Raw genomic sequence first — 24,149 nt, forward strand, 5'->3', positions numbered from 1 at the left:
CATGTCTACCGTTTCCTGGCTCACCCTGCGCGGGCTGTTCGGGCGTCGCCGCTTCCTCCTGCTGCTGCCGCTGCCCGTCGTGCTGGTCCTCCTGGCGGTGCTCTCCCGGTCGCTCGGGGTCGCCCCGCGCGACTGGGGCCCGCCGGTGCTGGTCGGTCTCGGCCTGGCCGTGGTCCTTCCGGTCATCGCCCTGATCGTCGGCACCGGCGTGCTCGGCGCCGAGATCGACGACGGCACGGTCGTGCACATCCTGACCAAGCCGCTGCCCCGCTGGCAGATCGTGCTGCCCAAGCTGGCGGTGGCCACCGCCGTCACTGGCATCACCGTCGCCGTGCCGCTCTTCGCCGCCGGCCTGCTGGCCGACTCCGCCCGGCTCGGCCTGGCGCTCGCCGCCGCCTCGGCGGTCGGCGCGCTGGCGTACTCCGCGCTGTTCCTGGCGCTCAGCCTGCTCACCCGCCGGCCGGTGCTGCTCGGCCTGGTCTACGTGCTGATCTGGGAGGGCCTGCTCGGCAGCGTCGTGAGCGGCACCCGGGTGCTCTCCATCCAGCAGTACGTGATCGCCCTCGCCGACCGGATCGCGCCCACCGAGCTGCTGCTGGGCGACGTCTCGGTGCCGGTGGCGGCGGTGATGAGCGTGCTGATCAGCGTGGGCTTCACCGCGCTGGCGATCGACCGGCTGCGCTCGTTCAGCGTGGCCGGCGAGACGAGCTGACCCCGGCCCCGTCAGGGGCGGCCGCGCCGGTTGCGGGGGCGACCTCCGGGGCCGGCGCGGCGGACGTGGGCCGCGGCGGCCAGGTCGAGCAGGCGGCGGAGCCGGTAGGACAGCACCCGCCCCTGGTCGAGGGTGAGCATCAGCTCGCCGGGCTCGGCCCCGCCGACGGCGACCACGAGCACCGGGCCCGCGCCGGGCACGAGCGCCTGCGCCAGCGCCACGTCGGCGGCGGGTTCGGCGGGCAGGGCCTCGAAGGCAGGGCCTTGGGTGGCCTGGGCTCCGGTGGGCGGGTCGTCGGCGGCCGGGTCGTCGGCGGTCAGCAGGCCGGGGGGCGGGGCCGGCGGGCGCGGGGTCAGCGGGAGCCGCGCTGAGCGGTGCCGTCGCCTCGCGGCGCAGCCGTCCCGGTCGCACCAGCGGGGATGGGTGTCGCCGGGCGGGTCGGCCAACCCACCGGTCGGGTACCGGTAGACGTGCCCGCAGGGCCGGCCCGACTCGGGAACGCGCGGCGCAGGGTGGGCGGACCACCCGGCGGCCTCGATCGTGGCGGCGATCGGGGCCGCGTGCCCGGCGCACGCGTACGCGGCGGCGTCGAGGCCACCTCCCCCGTACACCTCGATCCGGATGGTGGCCGACTCCCCGCACCCGGGCAACGGCGGCAACACGCTCACGACACGAACCTCCCGAAGACAAAGAAGACAAGTTAAGACTGCCCACATAGGCCAACATAGTCAAGAGGATTTGGCCTAATCGATTGCGACTCGGCTTGGCCAAGATCCACCGTGGGACTATTAGCCCGTGGCAGACGACCTGGCAGCGGCGGTTCGGGCCTACGAAGAGGCGCAGGCGGCGATGACCGGCGCTCAGGCCGAGGCGGATCGGATCGTCGCCGAGGCCAGGGGCAACATCGCCACGGCACGGTCCCGCCTCGCGGGAGCCATCGTCGAGGCCGCCCGCAACGGCATGCGCCAGGTGGACATCGTCCGGGCCACCGGCTACACCCGCGAGAGGGTCAGACAGATCCTGCGGGCCGGCGGCGTCGAGGCGGGCTGACCCGACTCAGGCCCTGCCCCCCGTTGCCCCTGAAGCAACGGCGACGGGCCGGGGCGAATCTTGGAAGATTTCGGCCCCTGGAGGGGCCATCCGCTTCCAAGATCTGCTATTCGCGGCGTGGGCGACGATGCCGAGGCGGGGCAGGGGCGGGACAGCACGGAAGATCGTGCTCGATCGCGGAAAGAGTGGCCTCCAAGACAGGGTGATGCCACTCCTTCCCTGCTTGAGCACGATCTTGCATCCCCGGGCGCCCGCCGGCGCACACCAGCCGGCGTCAGGGGCCGGCGGCCAGGAGGGACTGGAGGCGCTGGCCGTTGCGCTGGGCGTAGTCGCGGTAGCAGTTGTTCATGAGCACGTGCGTCTCCCGCGCCTCGTCGGCGAGCGTGCGCAGCTTCGGGGCCCAGGCGCGCAGCTCTCGGTCGGAGTAGTCGTAGCCGAACTTCTCGTGGATGTCCCTGCTGGTCCACCTGGCACTGTGGCCGTGGAAGCGGACCACGGCCAGGTCGGCGGTCGCCGCCAGCACCGGCGGCACCGACGAGCGGTGGCCCTGCGGCATGTCAACGCAGACGTACGCCAGCTCGTGCTCGCGCAGGAAGCCGAGCGTCTCGTCGCGGTTGTCCCCGGCGAACCAGGAGGCGTGGCGGAACTCGAACACCGGCCGCAGGGGCGCGCACCGGCGGGCCACCTCCAGCAGGTACTGCTTGTTGTCCCGCTTGATGGTGAACCACGGCGGGAACTGGAACAGCAGCGCGCCGAGCCGGCCCGCCTCGACGAGCGGGTCGAGGGCGGACAGGAACCGGGTCCACACCTCCTCGTACGCCTGCGCGGGCAGGTCGCCGGGGTAGACGTTGCGCTTGTCGGTGTCGGGCCGCAGGTCCTTGTAGAGCGCCGAGATCCGCGTCGGGTGCCCGGTCAGCAGGCTGAACGCCTTGACGTTGAAGGTGAACCCGGCCGGGGTGCGCTCGGCCCACAGCCGCGCCGTGCGTTCGGCCGGCGGCGAGTAGTAGGTGGCGTCGACCTCGACCAGCGGGAACTGCCTCGCGTAGTAGGACAGCCGTTTCTCGGGGGTGTCCGCCGTCTGCGGATACCAGCCGGAGTCGAGCAGGGTCCGGTCGGTCCAGGACGCGGTGCCCACCCGGATCTCACCCATGGGCGGCGCGCACCGCGTCCACTACCGACCGGCGACCGGAGGGGTCCGCCTCAGGCGGCCCGCCGCTCCCGGCTCTGCTTGCAGGTGACGCAGGCGGTGGCGGAGGGGAAGATCTCCAGCCGCTCCACCGGGATCGGGGCCGAGCAGCCCTCACAGAAGCCGTAGGTGCCCTCGTCGAGCCGGCCCAGGGCCCGCTCGAACTGGGCCCGGCGGTCGAGGATGGTGCGCAGCAGTGACTGCGCGGTGTCCCGCTCGGCCGTCTTGGTGCCGCTGTCGGCCTGGTCGTCGCCGGCGGTGTCGCCGACCTCCACCAGGCGCAGCACCTGGCTCTGGAGCACCGCCTGCTCGTACTCGGCGGAGAGCTCGTCGTAGCGAGCCCGCAGGGACGCCCGGATCTGGTCGGTGTCCGCCTGCGATCGGCCGGTGGCTACCGTGTCGTGGACGAGCATCGCTGCCTGCCTTTCCTGGCTGGTGCGCCGGGGTGGAGCCCGGCCCGGTCGCTGCGTGACGCGGGTGGAGATCACTCGCGCTCTGTGAGCCGGGCGATTACCCCGCGTGCGGTCGCGCCAAACCACCGGTTTTCCGGAGCCTTCGGCCCGCGCCCCGGCGGCCACGGCCCGGCGGCCGCGCCCCGGCGGCCACGGCCCGGGGCCGTGCGGCCCGGTGTCACCGGCCGTCGTCCGGCTCCACGAGGGCGGGGCGGCGGGGGTCGTCGACGCGGACCACCACGTCGGCGAAGCTGGCCGGGGCGACCTCCTCGGCATAGCGGGCGAAGGCCGGCAGGGTCCACTGCCGTGCGGGGTCGGTGCGCCGGGCCAGGGCGGCCGGGGAGAGCTCCAGGTGCACGGCGAGGTCGACGGGGAGCCCGCCGCCGAGCAGGAGCGCCCCGCTGACCAGGACGACGCCGTGGGGCGGCAGCGTGACGTAGCCGGCCCGGCTGGCCCGGTCGGTGCGGGGGTCCCAGAGGGAGGGCAGGATCCGGCCCGAGCCGCCGGGCCCCGCCGGGTCGAGGACCTCGCGGCGCAGGCCGGGCTCGTCGACCCAGCCCTCGTAGTAGGCGTCGGGGTTGGTCCGCCCGTACTCCAGCCGGACGGAGGCCGGGCGCAGGAAGTCCTCGGCCCGCACGTGCAGCACCGGGCGGCCGAGGGCGCGCAGCGGGTCGACCAGCGCGGCGGCCAGTTCGTCGGGGGCCGCCGCCGGGGCGCCGTCGACCGCGACGCGGAGCCGGCCGGGCGGGTCGGCGGCGACGAGCCGCTCGGCCAGCTCGGCGACGAGCCGCTCGGGGGTGATGGGGCGCACACGCATCCGACCATCGTGCCCGGTCGCCGGGACGCGACGCGGGCCGGGCGGGTGGGCAGCCGGGTGGACCGGCGCGGGCGGGTGGGGCCGGGCGTCGCGGCCGGCGGGAGGGCCGGCTGGCCGGCCCGGCCGGTGGGGCCGTCAGCCGCTGCGGTCGATGGTCACCCGGGCGTCGTCGGCGAGCCGGTAGCCGACGCCGTAGACGGTGGTGACCAGCGGCACGTCGACGCCGACCTTGCCGCGCAGCCGGCGTACGTGCACGTCGACGGTGCGGACCCCGGCATGTTCGTAGCCCCAGACGGCGTTGAGCAGTTGCAGCCGGGTGAACACCCGCCGGGGGTGGGCGACCAGGTGCAGCAGGAGGTCGAACTCCAGCCGGGTCAGGGGCAGCGGCTCGTTGTCGCGCAGCACCGACCGGGACGACGCCAGGATGTGCAGCGCCGGGATGGTCGGGGCCAGGGGGCGGGGCGGCGTGCGCCCGGCGGGCACCTGGTCGGGTCGCCGGTCGGGGGCGGGGCCGGCGGTGACGACGCCCTCGCCCCGCTCCAGCATCTCCCGCGCCGCCTCGAGGAGCCGACGGGCCGCGGGCGTCAGGGTCTCCTCGGCCACCAGGGGGATGCTGAGGGTCACGGTGAGCACGGGCGTGGTGCCGTTGACGGGACGACGCTGACCGCCGGGGGGTCGACCGGGAACCGCGGGTTGGGACGTATGCCATCCGGCGCGCGGCGATGCGGGGCTGACCGACATGGTCCTCCTTGGCTGGTCCGGGTATCTCCCCACGGCCCGGGACGCCGCTGCATCGATGCTTCCCGGCGCCCACCTGGCGGTCAAGGGGCGGCTACGTTGCATGAATGTGACAATTGACGAACACATCGGAGCCGGATGCTCGCTCTGCGTACGAGGCCTGATGATTACAGCAGAGTCGCCATGATCGTGGGATACGGGGGGTACCCGGACGGCCCATCGATCGCGGTCCGGGCGCAGGATGACCGGCCAGGCGGCGCGGGCGTCCGACACGCGGACGCGGCGCACCCCGAGGACGGGGTGCGCCGCGTCGCCGACGGCACGGCGGCGTCTCAGCGGTGCGGGTCGACGCTGACCCGCGCCTCGTCGGCGAGCCGGTAGCCGACGCCGTAGACGGTGGTGACCACCGGGGTGCCGAGGCCGAGCTTCGCGCGCAGCCGGCGGACGTGGACGTCGACGGTGCGGGCGATGGCGTGCTCGTAGCCCCAGACGTTGCTGAGCAGCTGCGTCCGGGTGAAGACCCGGCGGGGGTTCTCCGCCAGGAAGTGCAGCAGGTCGAACTCGATGCGGGTCAGCGGGACGACCCGCGGGCCCTGCCGCACCACCCGCGAGGCGGCCAGGATGCGTACCTCCTCGGGGTCGTCGGGGGGCGGCGGGGCGGCGGCCGGGACCCGGGGCACGACCGGCTGCGGCCCGGCCGGGTCGGCCTGGGCCGACCGGAACTCGACCGGGCTGGGCCGGCGCTCCGCCGGGGCCCACGGCTGCGGCGCGCGGAGGTCCGGCTCCGCGGAGCCCGCCAGCAGCGTGCCCTCGCCCGACTCCGCCAGCTCCCGCAGCAGCTCGACCAGGCGGGCGAGGCGCGGCGTCAGCTGGCCGGGGGCGAGCTCGACGGTGACGGTCAGTGTCGGTACGGACCGGGCATGTCCCGGCGACGGGACCCGGTCGACCCGGCCCGCGGGCGCGCGGTCGGCGCGGTACTGGGGGGCCCGGTCGGCCCGGCCGGGCGGGTGGGGGCGCGAGGAGATGGCGACGGCGGACATGGTGCCTCCTGGGATGGCGGGGCCGGCCGCCGCGTCCGGTGGGGCGCGGCGGTCAGTGGTGCGCCCGGCCGGCGGTCACCGGCGGCGCGACGGACGGGGAACGGGGCGGGGGCGTGGGGCCGAGCGTGGGCAGGCCGGCGATGCGCCAGGCGGCGAAGCCGCCGACGACGTCGGTGGCGCGGTGCAGGCCGATGTCCTGGAGCGCGGCGGCGGCGAGCGAGGAGGTGTAGCCCTCCTGGCACAGCACCACCACGGGCACGTCGTAGCCGACGGCCTGGGGCAGCCGGGCCGCGCACCGGGGGTCGAAGCGCCATTCGAGGACGTTGCGCTCGATCGCCAGGGCGCCGGGCACCGTGCCGTGCGCGGCACGTTGCGCGGCCGGCCGGATGTCGACCAGCAGCGCGCCCTCCCGGCACGCCAGGTGCGCCTGCTCGGGGTCGAGCCGCCGCAGCCGGGTGCGCGCCTCGGCGAGGATCTCGTCGATGCCCCGGGAGCCGGGGGGCGGCACGGGAAGGGGACAGCCCTGGGCGGGGGCGGGGTGGTGCGGCATGGTCGGGTCCTTCCAGGGACGCCGGGCGGTCGTCCGCCCGGTCGGGGTCGTCGGGGTCGTCGGAGCCGGGGACGCCATCAAGGGTGTCACCACGCGACGCCGGCCTCGGCGACCTCGGCCGCCCGCAGCCGGCCGTCGACGAGGCGGTAGCGGGTCATCCGGGTCAGCGCGGGGCGGTAGACGTGCACACTCACCGCCGGTTGGTCGCCGCGGTTGGTGACCACGTGCACGTGGCGGACGCCGAAACGGCGGCCGGCGCCGGCGGCGAGGCGGTGCGGGCGCAGCCGTCCGCCGCTGACGGTCTCCTCGGTGAGGACGCCGTCCACGACCAGGAAGGCCCCGGAGGAGCCGCCGTGGTCGTGCAGGTCGGTGCCCTGGCCGGGGAGCCAGCTCAGCGCCCAGACCTCGTGGTCGGCGGCGGCCGCGAGGCGCGCGTACCAGCGCTGCGTGGGGTCGAAGCACAGCGGCACCGGCCAGCCGGCCGGGTCGGCGGCCCACCGGGCGGCGACGGCGAGCAGGTCGGACTCGGGACGGCGGCTGACTACCATGCGGACCTCACGGGATCGGGCGGAGCGTGCCCGGACAGCATAGAAGGTAAAGCCTATAGGTTTAGTAGGTAATACCACATGCTGGGAGGCCGACCGGCGGACCCGCGCACGCCTCAGCGGCGCACCGGCGGGGCCACCCGGTAGCCCGGCACCGACGGCCAGCGCACCGTCAGCAGCACCGACTCGCGCTCGGCGTACCAGGAGTGGTCCACGCCCCGCCCCCACACCACGTAGTCACCCGGCTCGGCGAGCAGCACCGTGCGGTCCGGCAGCTCGACCCGGAACCGGCCGCCGCTGACCAGCACCAGCAGCGCCGTGCGCCGTTCGCCGGTGGCCCACCGGGAGCGGGCCTCCCCCGCCGCGTGCACGCCCCACTTCACCTCCACGTCGCCGCTGTGCCGCGGATCGCCCGCCGGCATGAAGTGCCCCAGCAGCCAGCCGCCCTCCCGGGGGCCGTCCACGTCCGCCCTGCCCACGTACACCCTGTCGTCGCCCATCGCCCCTCCCGCACCGGCCCGGCAAGCTACCAGGCGGCGCGCCGACCCCACCCGCGGCACGCTGACCGCGAGCCGCCGGGGTATACAGGGTCGGTGGACGATCCCCTGCCCCGACAGATGCGCGCGGCCGGCGCCGCGTTGCTCGACGCGTTGGACGGGCCGGCGCGGGACCGCGCCAGCCACCGGTTCGACGACGACGCGGCCCGACGGTGGCTGGAGTACCGTCCCCGGCCGCGCCCCGGGGTCTGCCTGGCCGACCTGGACCGGGCGGGCCGCAAGGCCGCGCACCGGCTGCTGGCCACGGCGCTGAGCCCCGCGGCGTACGCGCAGGCGATGGCCGTCGTGGCGCTGGAGGAGGTGCTCGACCGGGCCGAGGGCTGGCGGCGCGGGCGGCACAGCGGCGACTACTGGGTGGCGGTCTTCGGCGACCCGGGCCGCGACGACCGGTGGGCCTGGCGGTTCGAGGGGCACCACCTGTCGGTGAGCATGACCGTGGTCGACGACCAGGTCTCCCCCGCCCCCGTCTTCCTCGGCGCGAACCCGGCCGCCGTCCGGCACGCCGGGCACCCGGTGTCCCGGCCGCTCGGGGTCGAGGAGGACCTGGGCCGGGCCCTGCTCGACGCGATCGGCCCGGCGGGGCGGGCGGCGGCGATCGTCGCCGACGAGGCGCCCGCCGACATCGTCAGCGCCACCCGCCCGCGCGTCGCCGGGCAGATCGCGCCGCTGGGGGTGGCCGCCGACCGGCTCGGCCCCACCGGCCGGGCCCTGCTCGACCAGCTCGTCGCCGTGTACCTGGACCGGCTGCCGCCGCAGCTCGCCGCCCGGGAGGCCCGCCGGCTCGCCGGCGGGGCGCTGCACTTCGCCTGGGCCGGTCCCACCGGGCCCGGGCAGCGCCACTACTACCGGGTGCAGGGCGACGACCTGCTGATCGAGTACGACAACACCGCCGACGACGGCAACCACGCCCACACCGTGCTGCGCCGCCCCGCCAGCGACTTCGGCGCGGACGTGCTCGCCGCCCACCACGCCGAGGCGCACGACTGACCGCAGCCGACCCCCCGGCCCCTCGGCCACCGGCCCGGGCGCGCGGGCGACGCCGGCCACGGACCATGGCCGGCCGACTCAGGCGGGCCGGCCGACTCAGGCGGGCCGGACCGCCTCGATCAGGAACCGCCGGGCGTGGGCCACGAACGGCCCGTCGGCCTCGATCCGGTCGTGCAGGCGGGCGAGCTGCGGCCGGAAGCCCTCGACGGTGAACCCGGGCACCGTCCAGACCACCTTGCGCAGGAAGTAGACCACCGCCGCGATGTCGTGGAAGACCGTGCGCAGGCTCGCCTCGCGCAGGTCGAGCACCCGCAGCCCGGCCGCCTCGGCGGCGGCGACGGCCTGGCCGGGAAGCTGCCGCCGAGGCGGGGGCAGCGGGCCCAGCATCGCCTCGCTCAGCTCCCGGACGGTGCCGCCCCGGATCTGCTGGGACAGGAACGTCCCGCCGGGCCGCAGCACCCGCGCGACCTCGTCCCAGCGGGTGTGCACGGGGTGCCGGCTCACCACGAGGTCCAGGGTGGCGTCGCCCACCGGCAGCCCGCCGCCCTCGGCGACCTGGAGCACCGTCGCGCCGACCGGGCGCAGGTTGCGGCGGGCCACCTCGACGTTGGGCGGCCACGCCTCGGTGGCCAGCAGGACCCGGGGCGGGCGGGGCACCTCGGCGAGGACCTCCCCGCCGCCGGTGTCGACGTCCAGCGCCGCGTCGGCCCGGGCCATCCGGTCGGCCACGAGGCGGGCGTAGCCCCACGGCGGCCGCTCCTCGCTGGCCCGCCCGTGCAGCCAGGAGAAGTCCCAGCCCTGCACGGGCACGGACGCGCCCTCGGCGACCAGCTCCTCGAATCCCCGTTTTCCGCTCATGGGCGGACAGCATCGCCGCGCCCGGCCGCCGGGACAACCGGTTTCAGGCGCGGGGCCGGACGATCTCCACGGTGGAGCCCGCCACCGGGCCCAGCGCGTCGAGGGTGCCCGCCTCGGCGCGCCCGGACTCGAACTGCCGCATCAGGCGGGCGCCGAGCCACACCCCGGCCCCGCCCAGCCCGAGGGCGACCAGCTCGGCGGCGAGCATGACGCCCGTCGCGCCGCGCTGCGGCGAGTGCGCCCGGATCAGGCAGGTCAGCAGGAACAGCGCGGCCATCGCGGCGTTGACCAGGTTGAAAGTGATCTTCAGCCGGCGGGTCGGGTCGGCCGCCGCGTCCCACAGGTCGACCATCCCCGCGACGGTGGACAGCCCGGCGGCCACCAGGGCGGCGACGGACGTCCAGTAGCCGACCTCGCCGAGGAAGGCGGGGCCCCCGACCACGTCGGCCAGGTCGAAGACGGTGGCGCTGACGAAGAGCCCGAACGGGAACGTCACCAGCATCGGTTGGATGGGATGCCCGTGCACCCGCAGTCGGCTCTCCATCGTGGCCCTCCCCTGGTCGCGTCAGCTCACCGGTCCAGGGTGCTACCCGCCGGCCGCCGCAGGGAAACGGCCGTCGGATCGCCGACAGGCCGGTGGCCGGCGCGCCGGCCCGCCCGGCCCGGCTAGCCCTCCCGGGGGCGGGCGACGGTGGCCACCAGGCGTTCGGCGACCTCGCGCAGCGGGATGGCCAGCGACGTCGCCGCGCTGCGGAGCACCTCCAGGGCCTCCGGGGCGGGGCAGCCGCGCTGGGTCATGATGACGCCGATCGCCTGCCCCACCACCCCCTCGCCGAGCAGCGCGGCGTGCCGCTCGCTGGCCTCGGCGGCGTGCCGTTCCCGGTTCCGGACGGCGGCCAGCAGCAGCCCGGCGTGCTCGGCGAGGAGCATCGCCGTGAGCTGGTGCCGGGTGGTCAACGCGTCCGGCGTCGAGGCGTAGAGGTTGATCGCCCCGACGACCTGCTCGTCGACGTCGACCGGCGCGGAGATGACGCCGCGCACCCCCGCCCGCCGGGCCCGGGCCGTCCAGTCCGGCCAGCGCGACTCCCGCCCGAGGTCCTCGGCGAGGATCATCTCGCGGCGGTGGATGGCGCTCAGCGCCGGCGTGTCGAGGCCGTCGCTCAGGTCGTCCAGGCCGGCGAGGGCCGGGGCGGAGGCGGCCACCCCGGCCGGCCCGCCGGCCCGCAGCGCCGTGAATCCGCACCAGGCGACCCCGGCGACGGCCGCCTGGGCGATCCCGACCAACTCGTCGAGCGCCGTGTCGAAATCCGTCACCGCGATCAGGCCGGCGGTGAGCTCGCGCAGCAGCGCCGCCGTCTCCAGCACGCTCAGGGTCTCGGTGCCGGCGACCCGCGTCTCCAGGTTCACCGGGCCACTGCCCCCGCCGGGGACGCCGGCCGGCGAGGCCCCGTGCCGCCCCTGCGCTGTCTCATCGTCTGTGCTCTCCCGTTCATTCGACGCGCGCTAGTACCCCCGGCAAGCCGGGTCGAAACGGCCGAAAAGTAGCACCTCAGCGCGGGGCGGCGCTGAGTCGACGCCCCACCGAGGCGATGAGCCGGTCCAGCTCCGAGCCGAACGGGTTGTCGTGGACGAGGTACGTCCACGTCGCCGACGGCCGCACCAGCGTCGAGGCGTCCGGCTCCCAGTCCTCGTCGAACTCGGTCTCGTCGAACGTGGCGATGGTGCGGGCCTCGATCTCCGGCACCAGCGCGTTGAACGCCGGCACGGCCGCCCGGTGGAACTCGTCGAGCGGGTCGAGCCGGCCCAGCGCGCGCAGGTGCACGCCCTCGCGCACCTCGGACAGCTCGGCGAGGTGCTCGGCCCACAGCCGGTCGAGGTGGAACAGGGCGATCGACCGGGCCGCCCGGGCCAGCAGGTCCTCGTCCATCTCCTCGGCCTTCTCCGGCACCCGCTCCAGCAGCATCAGCGCGGCGATGTCGCTGGTCAGCAGCCGCTCCCGCCGCTCGGCGAGGGCCTTGCGCTGCTGCTCGATCACCACGCTGTAGCGCCAGGTGTTGCGGTGGATCTCGTGGTTGACGCCCTCGGCGACCCGCTGGGCGTGCTCCACGGCGTAGTCGACCTGCGGGTCGGTGACCAGGCCGTCGGCGTTCATCCGGGGCGACGCCGGGATGGCGTCTCCGGCGTGCCGGACCACGAGGTCGTCCTCCAGGCTGACGAAGAACACCGACCCGCCCGGGTCGCCCTGCCGGCCGGCCCGGCCGCGCAGCTGGTCGTCGACGCGGCGGCTGTCGTGCCGGCCGCTGCCGATGACGTAGAGGCCGCCCAGCTCGGCGACCCGGTCCCGGTCGGCCGAGTCGCTGCCGCCGAGCCGGATGTCGACGCCCCGCCCGGCCATCTGGGTGGAGACGGTGACCGCGCCGTACGCGCCGGCCTCGGCGATGATCGCCGCCTCGTCGTCGTCGTTCTTGGCGTTGAGCACCACGCAGGGCACCCCGGCGGCCTCCAGCCCGACGGCGAGCTGCTCGGACTCCTTGACGTCGAGGGTGCCGACCAGCACCGGCCGGCCCTTGTCGTGGCAGCGCCTGATCTCGTCGACCAGCGCCTCGTCCTTCTCGGCCCGGGTGGCGTAGATGCGGTCCGGCTCGTCCTCGCGCACGCAGGGGGTGTTCGGCGGGATCACCGCCACCTCCAGGCCGAAGAACTCGCGCAGCTGGTCGCCGACCAGCACCGCCGTGGCGGTCATGCCGCACACCTTCGGGTAGAGCGCGATGTACGCCTGCACGGCGATCGTGCCCAGCACCTCGCCCTCGGCGGTGGCGTCGAGCCCCTCCTTCGCCTCCACGGCCGCCTGGAGGCCGTCGGGCCAGCGGCGGCGCTGGGCCACCCGGCCACGCATCTCGTCGATCAGCTCCACCGAGCCGTCCCGCACGATGTAGTCGACGTCGCGGTGCAGCAGGGCGTACGCGTGCAGGGCCACGTTGACGGCGGAGAGCTGCCCGACGTGCTCGGTGTCGTAGAGGTCGATGCCGCCGAGCTTGGCCTCCACGGCCGCCAGGCCGGCGGAGGTGAACGCGACGCTGCGGCCGTCCTCGGCGACCGTGAAGTGCTTGCCCTTGCGCAGGCCGCGCACCAGCGCCGCGGCGGCGTGCACCGGGTCCTGCTCGCCGCCGACCGCGCCCGCGAGGACCATCGGCACCCGGGCCTCGTCGATCAGGATGGAGTCGGCCTCGTCGACGATCGCCGTGCGCAGCGCCGGCTGGACCCGGTCGTCGAGGTCGGTGACGAGCTGGTCGCGCAGGTAGTCGAAGCCGGCCTCGCTGACCGAGACGTAGGTGACGTCGCACGCGTAGGCGTCGCGGCGCTCCTGCGGGGTGGACGCCTCGTTGACCCAGCCGACGCTCAGCCCGAGCAGCGCGTAGACCGGCTCCATCCAGCGCGCGTCGCGGCGGGCCAGGTAGTCGTTGACGGTGAGCACGTGCACCGGGCCGTTGCCGAGCCGGACGTGCCCGTACGCGGCGATCGCGGCGGTCAGGGTCTTGCCCTCACCGGTGGCCATCTCGGCGACCTTGCCGGAGAGCAGGGCCATCGCGCCGAGCAGCTGCACGTCGTAGGGCCGCTGGTCCAGCCCGCGCCGGGCGGCCTCGCGGCCGATCGCGCAGATCTCCTCGTAGCCCGTGGCGGAGCCGGCGGCCTCGGTGAGCTCGGCGTCGGTCAGCGCCGACAGCTCCTCCTCACGGGCCTCGATGGCCGGCAGCAGCTTCTCCAGCGGGCCCAGGTCGACCGTGGTGCCCGGGCGCTGGAGGAACCGACGGAACCTGCTCTTCAACCGTTGCGACACACCCATGAGCCGCAACGGTACGCGACCCGGGCCCGATCGTGCGGCCCGGTCAGCCGGTCAACACCACCTGCAACTCCTGTCGCCGGCGTTCGGCCAGGTCGGTGAGCAGCTCCGGGGCCTGATCGAAGGGCACCACCGCCGACACGAGACGCGTGCGGATCCGGTCACCGTACGCCCGCAGCAGGTCGACGGTCTCGGCCGACAGCCGCTCCCGGTCCCAGGTCGGGGCGAGCCCGCGCGGCACCCGCCCGATCTGGGCGCAGCGCAGCGACAGCCCGTTGTGGTGGAACTCCTCGCCGAGGCGGACGGCGTCCGCGCCGCCCTGGTAGAAGGCCAGGTCGATCACGACGCCCTGGGGGCGCAGCAGGCGCAGGGCGAGCTGCAAGGCCCACGCCTGGCCCCGGCACTGGAAGACGACGTCGGCGCCCCGGTCGCCCGGGGCGTGGTGCCACCGGGTCTTCAGCACCACGGCCGGGTCGTCGGCGTCCGGGTCGAGGGTCGCCAGGCCGAGCGCCTCGGCGACCGCCCGCCGCTGCGGGGTGGGGTCGAGCACCACCACCGACGCCGCGCCGTGGTGGCGGGCGAACAGGGCGGTGAGCAGGGCCACCACGCCGCCGCCGACCACCGCGACCCGGCGGCCGGCGACGCCGTCGCCGAGGGAGCGCACGTCGGTGCCGCGCAGGTCGGCGGCGGCGTGCAGCAGCCCGTTGGCGCAGATCGGGCCCATGTGCGCGACGTAGACGCCGAGCAGGGGGTCGAGGTCGTCGGGCAGCGGCACGAACCGCTCGGTGAGCGGGTCGGCGACGTGGGAGGTGCGGTGGCCGTAGGTCATCGCGCCGACCGTGCCGACGGCGACGGCCGGCGTGCGGCTGTCCACCACCCGCCCCACCTGCATGTAGCCGAGCCGGGTCACCGGGTACGGGCTGCCCGCCCCGCCCGGCTGGAACAGCCCCAGGCCGGCGTTCCAGGTGGCGTGGAGGTAGGGGTTGGTGCCCTTGACGAAGCTGAGCTCGGTGCCGGCGGAGACCCCGCTGTAGAGGGTCCGCACCCGGAAGGTGCCGGCGCGCAGCTCGTCGGCGTCCTGCTCGACCAGCTCGACCCGCCCCGGGCCGCTGACCACCACCACCCGGTCACGCATCGACGCCCACCGGCGTCGTGGCCGGCACGGGCACGCGGGGGGCCGCGGCCGGACCGGTCGGCAGGGACACCGGTCGCCCGGTGCGGGCGCTCTCGGCGATCGCGAGGGCCAGCCGCTGGGTGCGCAGCGCCTCGGCGTACGGGACCCGCACGTCGTCGCCGACCCCCCGGACCGCGTCGACGAAGGCCCGGTCGACGGCGACGCGGGCCCCGTCGGGGCTGGCCGGCAGGTGCCGCTCGCCGTCGGCGTCGCGGACGGTGAGGCCGTCCTCGGTCAGGCTCAGGGCGAGGCCGTCGGCCAGCACCTCCAGCCCGGCCCGGTGCCTCCAGCCCAGCACGCAGGCGGCGGAGACGGTGCCGACCGCGCCGCTGGCGAAGCGCAGGGCGGCGGTGGTCACCGAGTCGATGTCGGCGCCCTCGACGGGCGGCGGGACGCCGTCGCCGTACGCGGTCACCTCCGTCACCTCTCCGGCGAGCACCCGCATCAGGTCGAGCACGTGCGCGGCCTGCTCGACCACGGGGCCGCCGGAGCGGTCCCGCCGCGCCCACCAGGCGACCGGGGGCACCCTGTCCAGCCACGCGCCGCCGACCATCCGCACCGGCCGGTCGGCGAGCAGCTCCCGGGCCCGCTGGACCACGTGCAGGTACCGCCAGTGGTGGCCCACGCCGGTGAGCAGGCCGCGCCGGGCCACCAGGTCGGCGATCCGCTCGGCCGTGTCCAGGTCCACCGCGACGGGCTTCTCCACGAACATGGGCACCCCGGCGGCGACCACCGCCTCCTCCACCGGCCCGTGCGCGAAGGGCGGCACGCAGACGTACACCGCGTCGGGGCCCGCGGCGAGCAGCTCGCCGACGTCGGCGAACGTCCGCGCCCCGTGCGCGCCGGCCAGGGCGGCCGCGGCGTCGCGCGCCACGTCGGTCACGCCGAGGAGCTCGACGTCGTCGAAGCCGGCCAGCACCCGGGCGTGGCGCTGCGCCACCCCGCCGGCCCCGACCAGCCCCACCCGGCACCCGCGCATCGGCACACCCCTTCGCCACGCTTTCGCCTTTCGCGCGACGGACACTGCCCGGTGGGCGCGCAATCAAACGTTCACCTGCCCAAAACCGGTGGGGGCGCGGCCCGTGATCAAGCTGTTAGCGACAATCCGGTTAGCGCGCGGGCGGGATTGGGAATCCCGTACTCCGCGTCTTCCACCACGATCTGGGGGTGCGTCAGTGCGGGATGCAGAGGCGAGTGTGACACCGGTGGTGGAGGCCTGGGCGACATACCGGACCAGTTCGGCGGCCGAATGGACGTCGCGGCGGCTGCTGCGCGCCAAGGGCGACAGCCGGGTCAGCGTGGTCCTGCCGGCGCGTAACGAGGAGGCGACGGTCGGCGCGATCGTGTCGACCATCCGCGAGCACCTGATGGACCGGGTGGCCCTGGTCGACGAGCTGATCGTGGTCGACTCCCGGTCGACCGACCGGACCGCGCAGGTGGCCCGGGCGGCCGGCGCGGAGGTCGTCGGCCAGGACGAGATGACCCGGGGGCTGCCCCGGCTGACCGGCAAGGGCGACGCGCTGTGGGCCGGGCTGGCGGCGGCCGAGGGCGACGTCGTCGCGTTCGTCGACGCCGACCTGCGCGAGTTCCGCCCGCACTTCGTCACCGGCCTGATCGGTCCGCTGCTGACCGACCCGACGGTCGACTTCGTCAAGGGGTTCTACCACCGGCCGCTGGTGGGGACGGCCAGCGTGGAGGCCGACGGGGGCGGCCGGGTCACCGAGCTGATGGCCCGCCCCCTGCTCAACCTGTTCTGGCCGGAGCTTGCCGGCTTCGTCCAGCCCCTCGCCGGCGAGTACGCCGGCCGCCGCGACGTGCTGGAGCGGATCCCGTTCGTCTCCGGCTACGGGGTGGAGACGGCGATGCTGATCGACCTGCTCGACCTGCTCGGCCTGGACGCGTTGGCGCAGGTGGACCTGGGCGAGCGCCGGCACCGCCACCAGGACACGGCGGCGCTGGGCCGGATGTCGGCGCAGATCATGCTGACCGCCTGGTCCCGGTTGCAGCGGCGGGGCTGGGCCAACCCCGACGCCGTGCCGGCCGCCCTGCTGACCCAGTTCCGGCGGGGCGGCTCCGACGCGCTGCCCAACCTCGACCGGGAGATCGTCGTCAGCGACGTCTCGGTCGAGGAGCGCCCGCCCCTGGCGGAGCTGCGGCACCGGGTGCCCCGGCGTCGGGTGCCCGCATGAGCCTCACCGTCCTGATGAACGCCGGCCCGTGGCTGTCCGTGCCGCCGCCCGGCTACGGCGGGATCGAGAACGTGATCGCCACCCTCGTGCCGGAGCTGCGCAGGTTGGGCGTGCGGGTGGTCCTCGCCTCCGTGGAGAGCAGCACCCTGCCCGTCGACGAGAAGATCGCGGTCTTCGGCGACGGCCAGTTCCCCGCGCTGCAACGGCCGTACAACCAGGTCTGCGGCATCTCCCAGGCGCACCTGGGCGGCGTGGTGCGCGCGCTGCACGCCCGCGACGACATCGACCTGGTGCACGACCATGTGGAGGCCGTCGGCCTGGCCACCCTCGCGGCCATGGGCCCGCAGGGCCCGCCGGTGCTGCACACCCTGCACTGGGACCTGGCCAAGCACCCCGACCTGTACGGCAACCTCGACGGCGGCGACCGGGTGCGGGTCAACGGGGTGTCCGCCGCGCAGCTGGCCCGCGCGCCCCGGGCGCTGCGGGAGCACTCGGTCGGCCACGTGCACCTGTCCACCCCGCTCGCGGTCGACGCCGACCGGCGGCCCCGGCCGGACAAGGGCGACTACCTGGTCATCCTGGGCCGGATCAACCCGGGCAAGGGCCAGGACGTCGGCGCGCGGCTGGCGCGGCGGGTCGGCGTGCCGCTGGTGCTCGCCGGTCCGGTCGGGCCGTACCACCGGCCGCAGGACCTGGCCGCGGCGGGCGACGAGGCCCGGCAGAACCCGGACGTGCGGTTCTTCCACGACGAGGTGGCCCCGCACGTCGACGGCGACCTGGTCCGCTGGGTCGGCACGGTCGCCGGGCGGGACCGCGACGACCTGCTGGCCGGGGCCCGCGCCGCGCTGTTCCCGCTGCGCTGGGAGGAACCCGGCGGCACGGCCGTGGTCGAGTCCCTGGCGCTGGGCACCCCGGTCGTGGCGACGGCCCGCGGCTGCCTGCCGGAGCTGATCGAGCACGGCCGCACCGGGCTGCTCACCGCCGACGAGGACGAACTGGCCGACCTGCTGCTGGCCGCGAGCGTGCTCGACGGCGACGAGTGCCGCCGGGAGGCGGCGACCCGGTTCACCCCGGCGGTGATGGCGCGCGCGTACGTCGGGCTGTACGAAGGGGTTCGGCAGACCGCGACCCGCACCCTGCAACCCGCCTGACGCCGGAACAAGGAAGGGCACCCTGTTAACGCCTTCTGTAGAGCAGGGGCCCCCTGTTAACACTGCCTGCTCGGATCGCCCGCGTTTGCCCGGGGCGGTGGCGGGAACGCGACCGCCCGACCGAGGGGGGCGCCCGCCCGGCGGTCGGGCAGTCGCGGTGAGGAGGTCGGGGGTGGCCGGTCCGATGGCCCACGCGCGGGCCCGACGCAACCCGGCCGACGGCCGGGCGCCGGTGCGGCGCGCCGCCGCCACCGTCGGCGTGGTCTTCCTCCTGGTCGGGCTGCTCGGCTTCGTCCCGGGGATCACCACCGGCTTCGGCGACCTGCGCTTCGCCGGGCACGGCTCCGGGGCGAAGCTGCTCGGGGTGTTCCAGGTCTCGGTCCTGCACAACGCCGTGCACCTGGCGTTCGGGCTGGCCGGCCTGGCGCTGTCGCGCACCTGGGACGGGGCGCGGACGTTCCTGATCGGCGGCGGGGCGGTCTACCTCGTGCTGTGGCTCTACGGCCTGGCCGTCGACCACGGCAGCGGCGCCAACTTCATCCCGGTCAACGACGCCGACAACTGGCTGCACCTGCTCCTCGGCGCCGGCATGATCGCGCTCGGCGTGCTCACCACGCGTGACCGCCGACGCCGCTGACCGCCGACGCCGCTGACCACGCCCGCCGTCCTGCTGCGCCCGTCAGCGGTCCCGTTTCGCCCGGCGTCGCGCCGGGTACGTCCGGGTCACCCCGAGACGGAAACGAGGACCGCGCAATGCCGAGCCGGATCACCTGCGAGGTCCGCGACGAGTCGCCGGTGACCGTCGTACGCGTCGCCGGCGCGCTCGACCTGGCGACCATGCGGACGGTGCACCGGGTGCTCGACCGCTGCCTCACCGCCCAGCCGGACGCGCTGGTGGTCGACCTCCACGACCTCACCGTGCGTGACGGGCTCGCGTTGTCGGTCTTCGCCGCCGCGGCCCGCCGGGCGGCCGGTTGGCCGGCGGTGCCCGTCGTGCTCTGCGCGCCACCGGCGCGCGCGGCGAGCTGGCTGACCGGGTCGGCGGCGTGCCGGGGGCTGCCGGTGCAGCGGGACTGCGCCGAGGCGGCCCGGACGGCGGGGGCGGCCGCCGCGCCCCGGCTGCGGATGCGCCTGGAGCCGGTGGCGGGCGCGTGCCGGCGGGCCCGGGAGCTGGTCGCCGACGCGTGCGGCCGCTGGCACCTGCCGGATCTGGTCGGCCCCGCCTCGGTGGTGCTCAGCGAGCTGGTCGGCAACGTGGTACGACATGCCGGCACCCCGATGCAGGTCACGCTGACCCTGCGCCGGCCGTACCTGCAGGTGGCCGTCGCCGACGGCAGCCGGGCCGCGGCGCGGGCGGCGACCCGGACGGATCTGCGGGCCGAGGGCGGCCGGGGCCTGCTGCTGGTGCGGGAGCTGACCCAGCGCTGGGGCAGCGCGCCGGTGGTCGACGGCAAGGTGGTCTGGGCGATGCTGCCCGCCACCTGAGGCGGCTGTGCCGGCGGCTGTGCCGGCGGCTGTCGGACCGCGTCGCCCGCGAATTGACCGAAATTACCGCTCTCGCCTGGTTACATAGGGAGAGGGGCGGGTAGGCACGCCCGTCCCTTTCTGTCGCCACCGACGGGGTGAGAAGCATGCCCAAGCGGGTAACCACGGAGCCTGCCCGAGACCGGGGGCCCGCGATCCTCGCGCCGGCCCGCTTCGGCGGCTTTCCCGGCCCGGTCCGCCCGGCGCTGCCCGGCGCGAAGCTGATCAAGCTGCTCGGGACGACAGACGCCAAGCAGATCGGCCTGCTCTACCTGGTCACCTCGTTCGTCTTCTTCATCATCGGCGGGGTGCTGGCCCTGCTGCTGCGGGCCGAACTGGCCCGGCCGCGCCTACAGTTCCTCTCCCCGGAGCAGTACAACCAGGCGTTCACCATGCACGGCACGATCATGCTGCTGCTGTTCGCGACACCGCTGGTGTTCGCGTTCGGCAACTACATCGTCCCGTTGCAGATCGGCGCGCCGGACGTGGCGTTCCCCCGGCTCAACGCCTTCGCGTACTGGCTCTATCTGTTCGGCGGGACCATGGTCGTCGGCGGCTACGCCACCCCGGGCGGGGCCGCCGACTTCGGCTGGACGGCGTACACGCCGCTGAGCCGGATGGAGCACTCCCCCGGCATCGGCGGGAACCTGTGGATCGTCGGCCTGGCCGTCTCCGGTCTGGGCACCATCCTCGGCGCGGTCAACCTGATCACCACCACCCTGACCCTGCGCGCCCCCGGCATGACCATGTTCCGGATGCCGATCTTCACCTGGAACATGCTGCTCACCAGCGTCCTGGTGATCCTGGTCTTCCCGCTGCTGGCCGCCGCCCTGTTCGCCCTGGCCGCCGACCGGCTGCTCGACGCGCACGTGTTCGACCCGGCCACCGGCGGCCCGATGCTGTGGCAGCACCTGTTCTGGTTCTTCGGCCATCCCGAGGTCTACATCGTGGCGTTGCCCTTCTTCGGCATCATCACCGAGATCATCCCGGTCTTCTCCCGCAAGCCGATCTTCGGCTACACCGGGCTGGTGCTGGCCACGGTCGCGATCACCGTGCTGTCGATGAGCGTCTGGGCGCACCACATGTTCGCCACCGGCCAGGTGCTGCTGCCGTTCTTCAGCATCCTGAGCTACCTGATCGCGGTGCCCACCGGGGTGAAGTTCTTCAACTGGATCGGCACCATGTGGAAGGGGCAGCTCACCTTCGAGACGCCGATGCTCTTCGCCGTCGGCTTCCTGGTCACGTTCCTGCTCGGCGGGCTCACCGGGGTCCTGCTGGCCAGCCCGCCGGTCGACTTCCACGTCACCGACTCGTACTTCGTGGTGGCGCACTTCCACTACGTGCTGTTCGGCACCATCGTCTTCGCCGCGTTCGGCGGGGTCTACTTCTGGTTCCCGAAGATGACCGGGCGGCTGCTCGACGAGCGGCTGGGCAAGCTGCACTTCTGGACGATGTTCGTCGGCTTCCACGCCACGTTCCTGGTGCAGCACTGGCTCGGCGCCGAGGGCATGCCCCGCCGGTACGCCGACTACCTGCCCGGCGACGGCTTCACCACGCTCAACATGATCTCCACGGTCGGGTCGTTCGTGCTCGGCGCGTCCACGTTGTTCTTCATCTACAACGTGTGGAAGTCCTGGCGGTACGGGGCGATGGTGACGGTCGACGACCCGTGGGGCTTCGGCAACTCGCTGGAGTGGGCCACGACCTGCCCGCCCCCGCTGCGCAACTTCGACCGGATGCCCCGGATCCGCTCCGAGCGCCCCGCCTTCGACGCCAAGTACGGCCGCCTCGTCGCCGACCTGGGCCGGGACCTGCCGCAGCGGGCCACGAAGCCGCCGCAGAGCCTCGCCGAGGAGCTGCACCACGAGCGGCACCTGCCCGAGTCGCCGGCGGCCGAGGGCGCGCACGGCGCCCGCGAGGCCGTCGCGTACCAGCCCGCGCCGCAGTCGGGCGCGCGGCCCGTGGACGTGCCGGAACCGGAGGAGGTCCGCCGGCCCAGCTTCGACGCCACCGACGAGCCGGAGGTGGGCGGGCTCGGCGCGGAGCGGGCCCCGCAGGAGAACGAGCGCTGGCGGCACCCGCACAGCCGCGGCGACTCGACGGAGCGCTGAGCCCGCCCCCGCGACGGGGTCCGGGGTGTGAGAAGGGCGCCCCTCTCTACCTCAGGCGTTAAGAGGGGGCCCTTCCTTGCGCCTCAGCCGCGCTTGGTCACCGGTTCCGTCTCGGCCGGGCCGTTCTGCCACGGCGGCGGGGCGTCGGCCAGCATCGCCTGCCGCAGCCAGGTCAGCGCCCGCGACAGCAGCCGGGAGACGTGCATCTGGGAGATGCCGAACCGGGCGGCGATCTCGGCCTGGGTCTGGTTGCCGTAGAAGCGCATGGCCAGGATCCGCCGCTCCCGCCAGGGCAGCCGGTGCAGCAGCCCGCTGACGGTCACCCGGTCGTCGACGGACTCCAGCGCGTTGTCGCTCTCGCCGACCAGGTCGCCGAACTCGGCGGAGCTCTCCCCGCCGACGGGCGCGTTGAGCGAGGCCGGGCTGTAGCCGGCCGCCGACTCCAGTGCCGCGAGGATCTCCTCCTGCGGGGTCTCCAGCCGCTCGGCCAGCTCGGCGACGGTGGGGGCCCGGGACAGCTCGCTGGTCAGCGCGGCGGTGGCCTGCCCCACCTCCAGGATCAGGTCGCGCAGCCGGCGGGGCACGTGCACCCCCCACGTCCGGTCCCGGAAGTGGCGCTTGATCTCCCCGACGATGGTGATCGCCGCGTACGCGGTGAACGAGCCCCGCTCCGGGTCGTACCGGTCGACCGCGTTGACCAGCCCGAGGCGGGCCACCTGCTCCAGGTCCTCCAGCGGCTCACCCCGCCCCCGGTAGCGGCGGGCGAGCCGCCCGGCGAACGGCAACGCGAAGCGCACCAGGTCGTCGCGGGCCTCCTGCCGCCGCTCGGGGGGCAGGCCCTCGATCCGCGCCGCGTACGCCAGCGCCGCCGCGTCGAGGTCCTCCAGCCCCCGGTCGGTGGGGGGTGGTGCCGTGGTCGTGCTGGGTTGTCCGAACATCCGCGCCTCCCTCAGGAAGGTCCCCCGCCCGGGTCGGGAAACCGGACGTGCGCGTGGTCGAGCCACGCACCGGGCCGGAAGTGGGTCACATGACGGGATCCGTCGAGGAGCGGCGACAGCGGGCTGCGCAGCCTGGCCGGGCCGTCGCAGCCAGCGGTGTTCCCGCTCCGTAGGTACTCAATCACGCCGGCCCGGGTTCGCGAGGATGTTTCGGCCGGTCGGTGCGGGCGACTGCGGCGCGCCGGTGGCGCGGCGGCCGGCGGGCCGGCGGACGGACCGGTCAGCCGACCACCAGGCCCTGCCGGGCGCCGCCGGCCCGGAACGCCTCGACGGCGGTCGCGGCGGGCAGCGGCGGCGGGGCCGGCAGGTCGTACGGCTGGGCGCGGAGCACCTCGGTGGCCCGGCGGGTCGGCACGGCCGCGACCGGGTAGCCCCGGGCGGCGGTGCGGTCCAGGGCCCGGCGACGGCGGCCGAACGCGGCCACGGCCAGCCACTGCGGCAGGCCCGCGAGGGCCGGCGAGCGCATCCCCGGCGACTCCGGGAGCACGTCCACGGAGCTGAACGGCTCGCTGCCGGCCAGCCACCACTCGGCGGCGTCGACGCTGCGCCGGGTGGCGTTCTCGCACCAGTACGGCACCAGCCCCGCCCGCACCACCTGCCACGGGTCGAGCAGCCGCCCGCACTCCACCACGAGGCGGTCGCCCGTCTTGCCGGCACGCCGCAGCCATCCCCGGTACAGGTCGGCGACGGCGGCGCTGAGCGCCTCCGGCCGGGGCACGAGCACCCGGTGCACCCCGTTCCCGCGCCGCCCGGCCCAGTCCCGGACGGCGAGCTCGAAACCGGGCTCCACGCCGTGCTCGGCGTATCCCCGCGGGCAGGAGACCGCCGGGGGCTGCCAGCGGGCCCCGTCGCCGCCGACGGAGCGGAGCACCTGGCGCAGGGCGTGCGAGTCCGGGTCGAAGTCCGCCGGGTCCAGGCCGCTGGCCGGGGAGCCGGCCTGGAAGCTGTGCCCCCGCCCGGCGTCGTACACCGGCCAGGTGCGGGCGTCGCGCAGCAGCAGCACCGGGCCGTCGGGCGCGAGGCGGTCGGCGAGGAACCGGGCGTACGCCGCCGGCAGCGACTGCCAGCGCACCAGGAGGGAGACGGTCGCCCCGGACAGCGGGCCCCGGCTGGCCGGGCAGTGCACCTGGCGCACGTGCACGTCCGGGTTGCCGGCCAGCAGCCGGCCGGCGAGCGCGGCGCCGTGGTCGAGGGCCGCGTCGGGCCGGTCCACCGCGCCGCCGCTCCAGTGCACCGTCGTCTCGAACGCGGCCGGCAGCCAGGGCACCCCGAGGGCGACCGCCAGGTGCACGGCCGCGCCGTGCGGCGACCCGAGCACCACGCCCGGGTAGCACCGGCGCGGGTACTGGTCGACGATCCACCGGGCGACCCGCTCGGCGTCGACCTCGGCCGCCTGCTCGGGGGTGAGGGCGACCCGTCCGGCCGCCCGCGCCGCCGCGCCCCGGCGCACCGGCTCGGGGGCCCCGGTGAAGCGGGACGGCGCGCCCGGGTTCCGCAGGTCGGCGCAGTCCTCCCCGCGCAGCGCCCGCACCGCCGCGGCGACCATGATCCGGGCCGTGCTGCCCGCCGTCATCACCCGGTCGCCGGCAAGTCCGGCCCCGTCCGCCATGAGGTCCCGGCGCGCCGTGTGCGTCGGTCCGGACCCGCCTCGTTCGCTCACCACGCGGCC

Annotated in this window: 25 protein-coding genes; 8 read left to right on the top strand and 17 right to left on the bottom strand. The window is 75.4% G+C overall.

Features of this window, described 5'->3' with window-relative positions:
- The first annotated feature begins 1 nt into the window (after window position 1).
- Window positions 2–712, top strand: coding sequence for an ABC transporter permease subunit (locus O7633_RS04820; RefSeq protein ID WP_282326314.1), 711 nt, complete (start codon window positions 2–4; stop codon window positions 710–712).
- 11 nt (window positions 713–723) lie between these two features.
- Here the strand turns inward: O7633_RS04820 and O7633_RS04825 are convergent, their stop codons facing one another.
- Window positions 724–1,380 carry a hypothetical protein gene (locus O7633_RS04825; RefSeq protein WP_282326315.1) on the bottom strand — a complete coding sequence of 219 codons (657 nt, stop codon included), beginning with the start codon at window positions 1,378–1,380 and terminating at the stop codon, window positions 724–726.
- 127 nt (window positions 1,381–1,507) lie between these two features.
- Here O7633_RS04825 and O7633_RS04830 point away from each other — a divergent pair, with 127 nt between their 5' ends.
- Window positions 1,508–1,762 carry a hypothetical protein gene (locus tag O7633_RS04830; protein ID WP_282326316.1) on the top strand — a complete coding sequence of 85 codons (255 nt, stop codon included), beginning with the start codon at window positions 1,508–1,510 and terminating at the stop codon, window positions 1,760–1,762.
- Window positions 1,763–2,036: 274 nt separating this feature from the next.
- On the opposite strand, the gene O7633_RS04835 is transcribed toward O7633_RS04830, so the two are convergent.
- The 8 genes from O7633_RS04835 to O7633_RS04870 form a co-directional block, all read right to left on the bottom strand.
- Entirely contained in the window at window positions 2,037–2,912 is an 876-nt protein-coding gene (locus O7633_RS04835) for a DUF72 domain-containing protein (protein WP_282326318.1), read from the bottom strand.
- A gap of 50 nt (window positions 2,913–2,962) precedes the next feature.
- Window positions 2,963–3,361: a TraR/DksA C4-type zinc finger protein gene (locus O7633_RS04840; protein WP_074473357.1), complete on the bottom strand. Its 399-nt coding sequence runs from the start codon at window positions 3,359–3,361 to the stop codon at window positions 2,963–2,965.
- A 217-nt stretch (window positions 3,362–3,578) separates the two neighbouring features.
- Entirely contained in the window at window positions 3,579–4,217 is a 639-nt protein-coding gene (locus O7633_RS04845) for a uridine kinase (protein ID WP_178065134.1), read from the bottom strand.
- Between the two features lie 135 nt (window positions 4,218–4,352).
- Window positions 4,353–4,958: a winged helix-turn-helix domain-containing protein gene (locus O7633_RS04850; RefSeq protein WP_278135805.1), complete on the bottom strand. Its 606-nt coding sequence runs from the start codon at window positions 4,956–4,958 to the stop codon at window positions 4,353–4,355.
- Window positions 4,959–5,287: 329 nt separating this feature from the next.
- Window positions 5,288–5,995: a winged helix-turn-helix domain-containing protein gene (locus O7633_RS04855; protein WP_282326322.1), complete on the bottom strand. Its 708-nt coding sequence runs from the start codon at window positions 5,993–5,995 to the stop codon at window positions 5,288–5,290.
- A gap of 52 nt (window positions 5,996–6,047) precedes the next feature.
- Window positions 6,048–6,545: a rhodanese-like domain-containing protein gene (locus O7633_RS04860; RefSeq protein ID WP_282326323.1), complete on the bottom strand. Its 498-nt coding sequence runs from the start codon at window positions 6,543–6,545 to the stop codon at window positions 6,048–6,050.
- An 86-nt stretch (window positions 6,546–6,631) separates the two neighbouring features.
- Window positions 6,632–7,093, bottom strand: coding sequence for a cysteine dioxygenase family protein (locus O7633_RS04865; RefSeq protein ID WP_074473348.1), 462 nt, complete (start codon window positions 7,091–7,093; stop codon window positions 6,632–6,634).
- Between the two features lie 113 nt (window positions 7,094–7,206).
- Window positions 7,207–7,590: a signal peptidase I gene (locus tag O7633_RS04870; RefSeq protein ID WP_074473346.1), complete on the bottom strand. Its 384-nt coding sequence runs from the start codon at window positions 7,588–7,590 to the stop codon at window positions 7,207–7,209.
- A 93-nt stretch (window positions 7,591–7,683) separates the two neighbouring features.
- Between O7633_RS04870 and O7633_RS04875 the strand changes: the two genes are divergently transcribed.
- Window positions 7,684–8,634: a DUF3500 domain-containing protein gene (locus tag O7633_RS04875; RefSeq protein ID WP_282326324.1), complete on the top strand. Its 951-nt coding sequence runs from the start codon at window positions 7,684–7,686 to the stop codon at window positions 8,632–8,634.
- Between the two features lie 96 nt (window positions 8,635–8,730).
- Here the strand turns inward: O7633_RS04875 and O7633_RS04880 are convergent, their stop codons facing one another.
- The 6 genes from O7633_RS04880 to O7633_RS04905 all read right to left on the bottom strand — a co-directional run bounded on the left by O7633_RS04880 (window position 8,731) and on the right by O7633_RS04905 (window position 15,486).
- Window positions 8,731–9,492, bottom strand: a complete 762-nt coding sequence (locus O7633_RS04880) for a class I SAM-dependent methyltransferase (RefSeq protein WP_278135809.1) — start codon at window positions 9,490–9,492, stop codon at window positions 8,731–8,733.
- A gap of 43 nt (window positions 9,493–9,535) precedes the next feature.
- Window positions 9,536–10,036 carry a DUF2231 domain-containing protein gene (locus tag O7633_RS04885; RefSeq protein ID WP_282326325.1) on the bottom strand — a complete coding sequence of 167 codons (501 nt, stop codon included), beginning with the start codon at window positions 10,034–10,036 and terminating at the stop codon, window positions 9,536–9,538.
- A 122-nt stretch (window positions 10,037–10,158) separates the two neighbouring features.
- Window positions 10,159–10,899: a GAF and ANTAR domain-containing protein gene (locus O7633_RS04890; RefSeq protein WP_282326327.1), complete on the bottom strand. Its 741-nt coding sequence runs from the start codon at window positions 10,897–10,899 to the stop codon at window positions 10,159–10,161.
- 142 nt (window positions 10,900–11,041) lie between these two features.
- Entirely contained in the window at window positions 11,042–13,336 is a 2,295-nt protein-coding gene (gene secA2 / locus O7633_RS04895; RefSeq protein ID WP_282326329.1) for an accessory Sec system translocase SecA2, read from the bottom strand.
- Between the two features lie 43 nt (window positions 13,337–13,379).
- Window positions 13,380–14,468 (bottom strand): zinc-binding dehydrogenase, encoded by a 1,089-nt coding sequence (locus O7633_RS04900; protein ID WP_278135812.1) that lies wholly within the window; start codon window positions 14,466–14,468, stop codon window positions 13,380–13,382.
- Window positions 14,461–15,486, bottom strand: a complete 1,026-nt coding sequence (locus O7633_RS04905; protein WP_282326331.1) for a Gfo/Idh/MocA family oxidoreductase — start codon at window positions 15,484–15,486, stop codon at window positions 14,461–14,463. The genes O7633_RS04900 and O7633_RS04905 overlap by 8 nt, the downstream gene beginning before the upstream one ends.
- A 229-nt stretch (window positions 15,487–15,715) precedes the next feature.
- On the opposite strand from O7633_RS04905, the gene O7633_RS04910 reads away from it, so the two are divergent.
- The 5 genes from O7633_RS04910 to ctaD all read left to right on the top strand — a co-directional run bounded on the left by O7633_RS04910 (window position 15,716) and on the right by ctaD (window position 21,482).
- A complete protein-coding gene (locus O7633_RS04910; protein WP_282328469.1) occupies window positions 15,716–16,696 on the top strand; it encodes a glucosyl-3-phosphoglycerate synthase in 981 nt (326 codons plus the stop codon).
- Window positions 16,693–17,847, top strand: coding sequence for a glycosyltransferase (locus O7633_RS04915; protein ID WP_282326333.1), 1,155 nt, complete (start codon window positions 16,693–16,695; stop codon window positions 17,845–17,847). Before O7633_RS04910 ends, O7633_RS04915 begins: the two co-directional genes overlap by 4 nt.
- A 184-nt stretch (window positions 17,848–18,031) precedes the next feature.
- Complete coding sequence (locus O7633_RS04920; protein WP_282328470.1) at window positions 18,032–18,484, top strand: DUF4383 domain-containing protein; 453 nt, start codon at window positions 18,032–18,034, stop codon at window positions 18,482–18,484.
- Between the two features lie 116 nt (window positions 18,485–18,600).
- The gene (locus O7633_RS04925; protein ID WP_178065123.1) at window positions 18,601–19,332 is read left to right on the top strand and encodes an ATP-binding protein; all 732 of its coding nucleotides are present in this window, start codon (window positions 18,601–18,603) and stop codon (window positions 19,330–19,332) included.
- 146 nt (window positions 19,333–19,478) lie between these two features.
- Window positions 19,479–21,482: a cytochrome c oxidase subunit I gene (gene ctaD / locus O7633_RS04930; RefSeq protein ID WP_282326335.1), complete on the top strand. Its 2,004-nt coding sequence runs from the start codon at window positions 19,479–19,481 to the stop codon at window positions 21,480–21,482.
- Window positions 21,483–21,565: 83 nt separating this feature from the next.
- Here ctaD and O7633_RS04935 read toward each other — a convergent pair whose 3' ends face one another.
- The gene (locus O7633_RS04935) at window positions 21,566–22,420 is read right to left on the bottom strand and encodes a SigB/SigF/SigG family RNA polymerase sigma factor (protein ID WP_074473317.1); all 855 of its coding nucleotides are present in this window, start codon (window positions 22,418–22,420) and stop codon (window positions 21,566–21,568) included.
- A gap of 280 nt (window positions 22,421–22,700) precedes the next feature.
- Window positions 22,701–24,089 (bottom strand): hypothetical protein, encoded by a 1,389-nt coding sequence (locus O7633_RS04940; RefSeq protein ID WP_282326337.1) that lies wholly within the window; start codon window positions 24,087–24,089, stop codon window positions 22,701–22,703.
- Window positions 24,090–24,149: the final 60 nt, after the last annotated feature.

It is taken from the genome of Micromonospora sp. WMMD712 (assembly GCF_029581295.1).
GTDB lineage: Bacteria > Actinomycetota > Actinomycetes > Mycobacteriales > Micromonosporaceae > Micromonospora > Micromonospora carbonacea.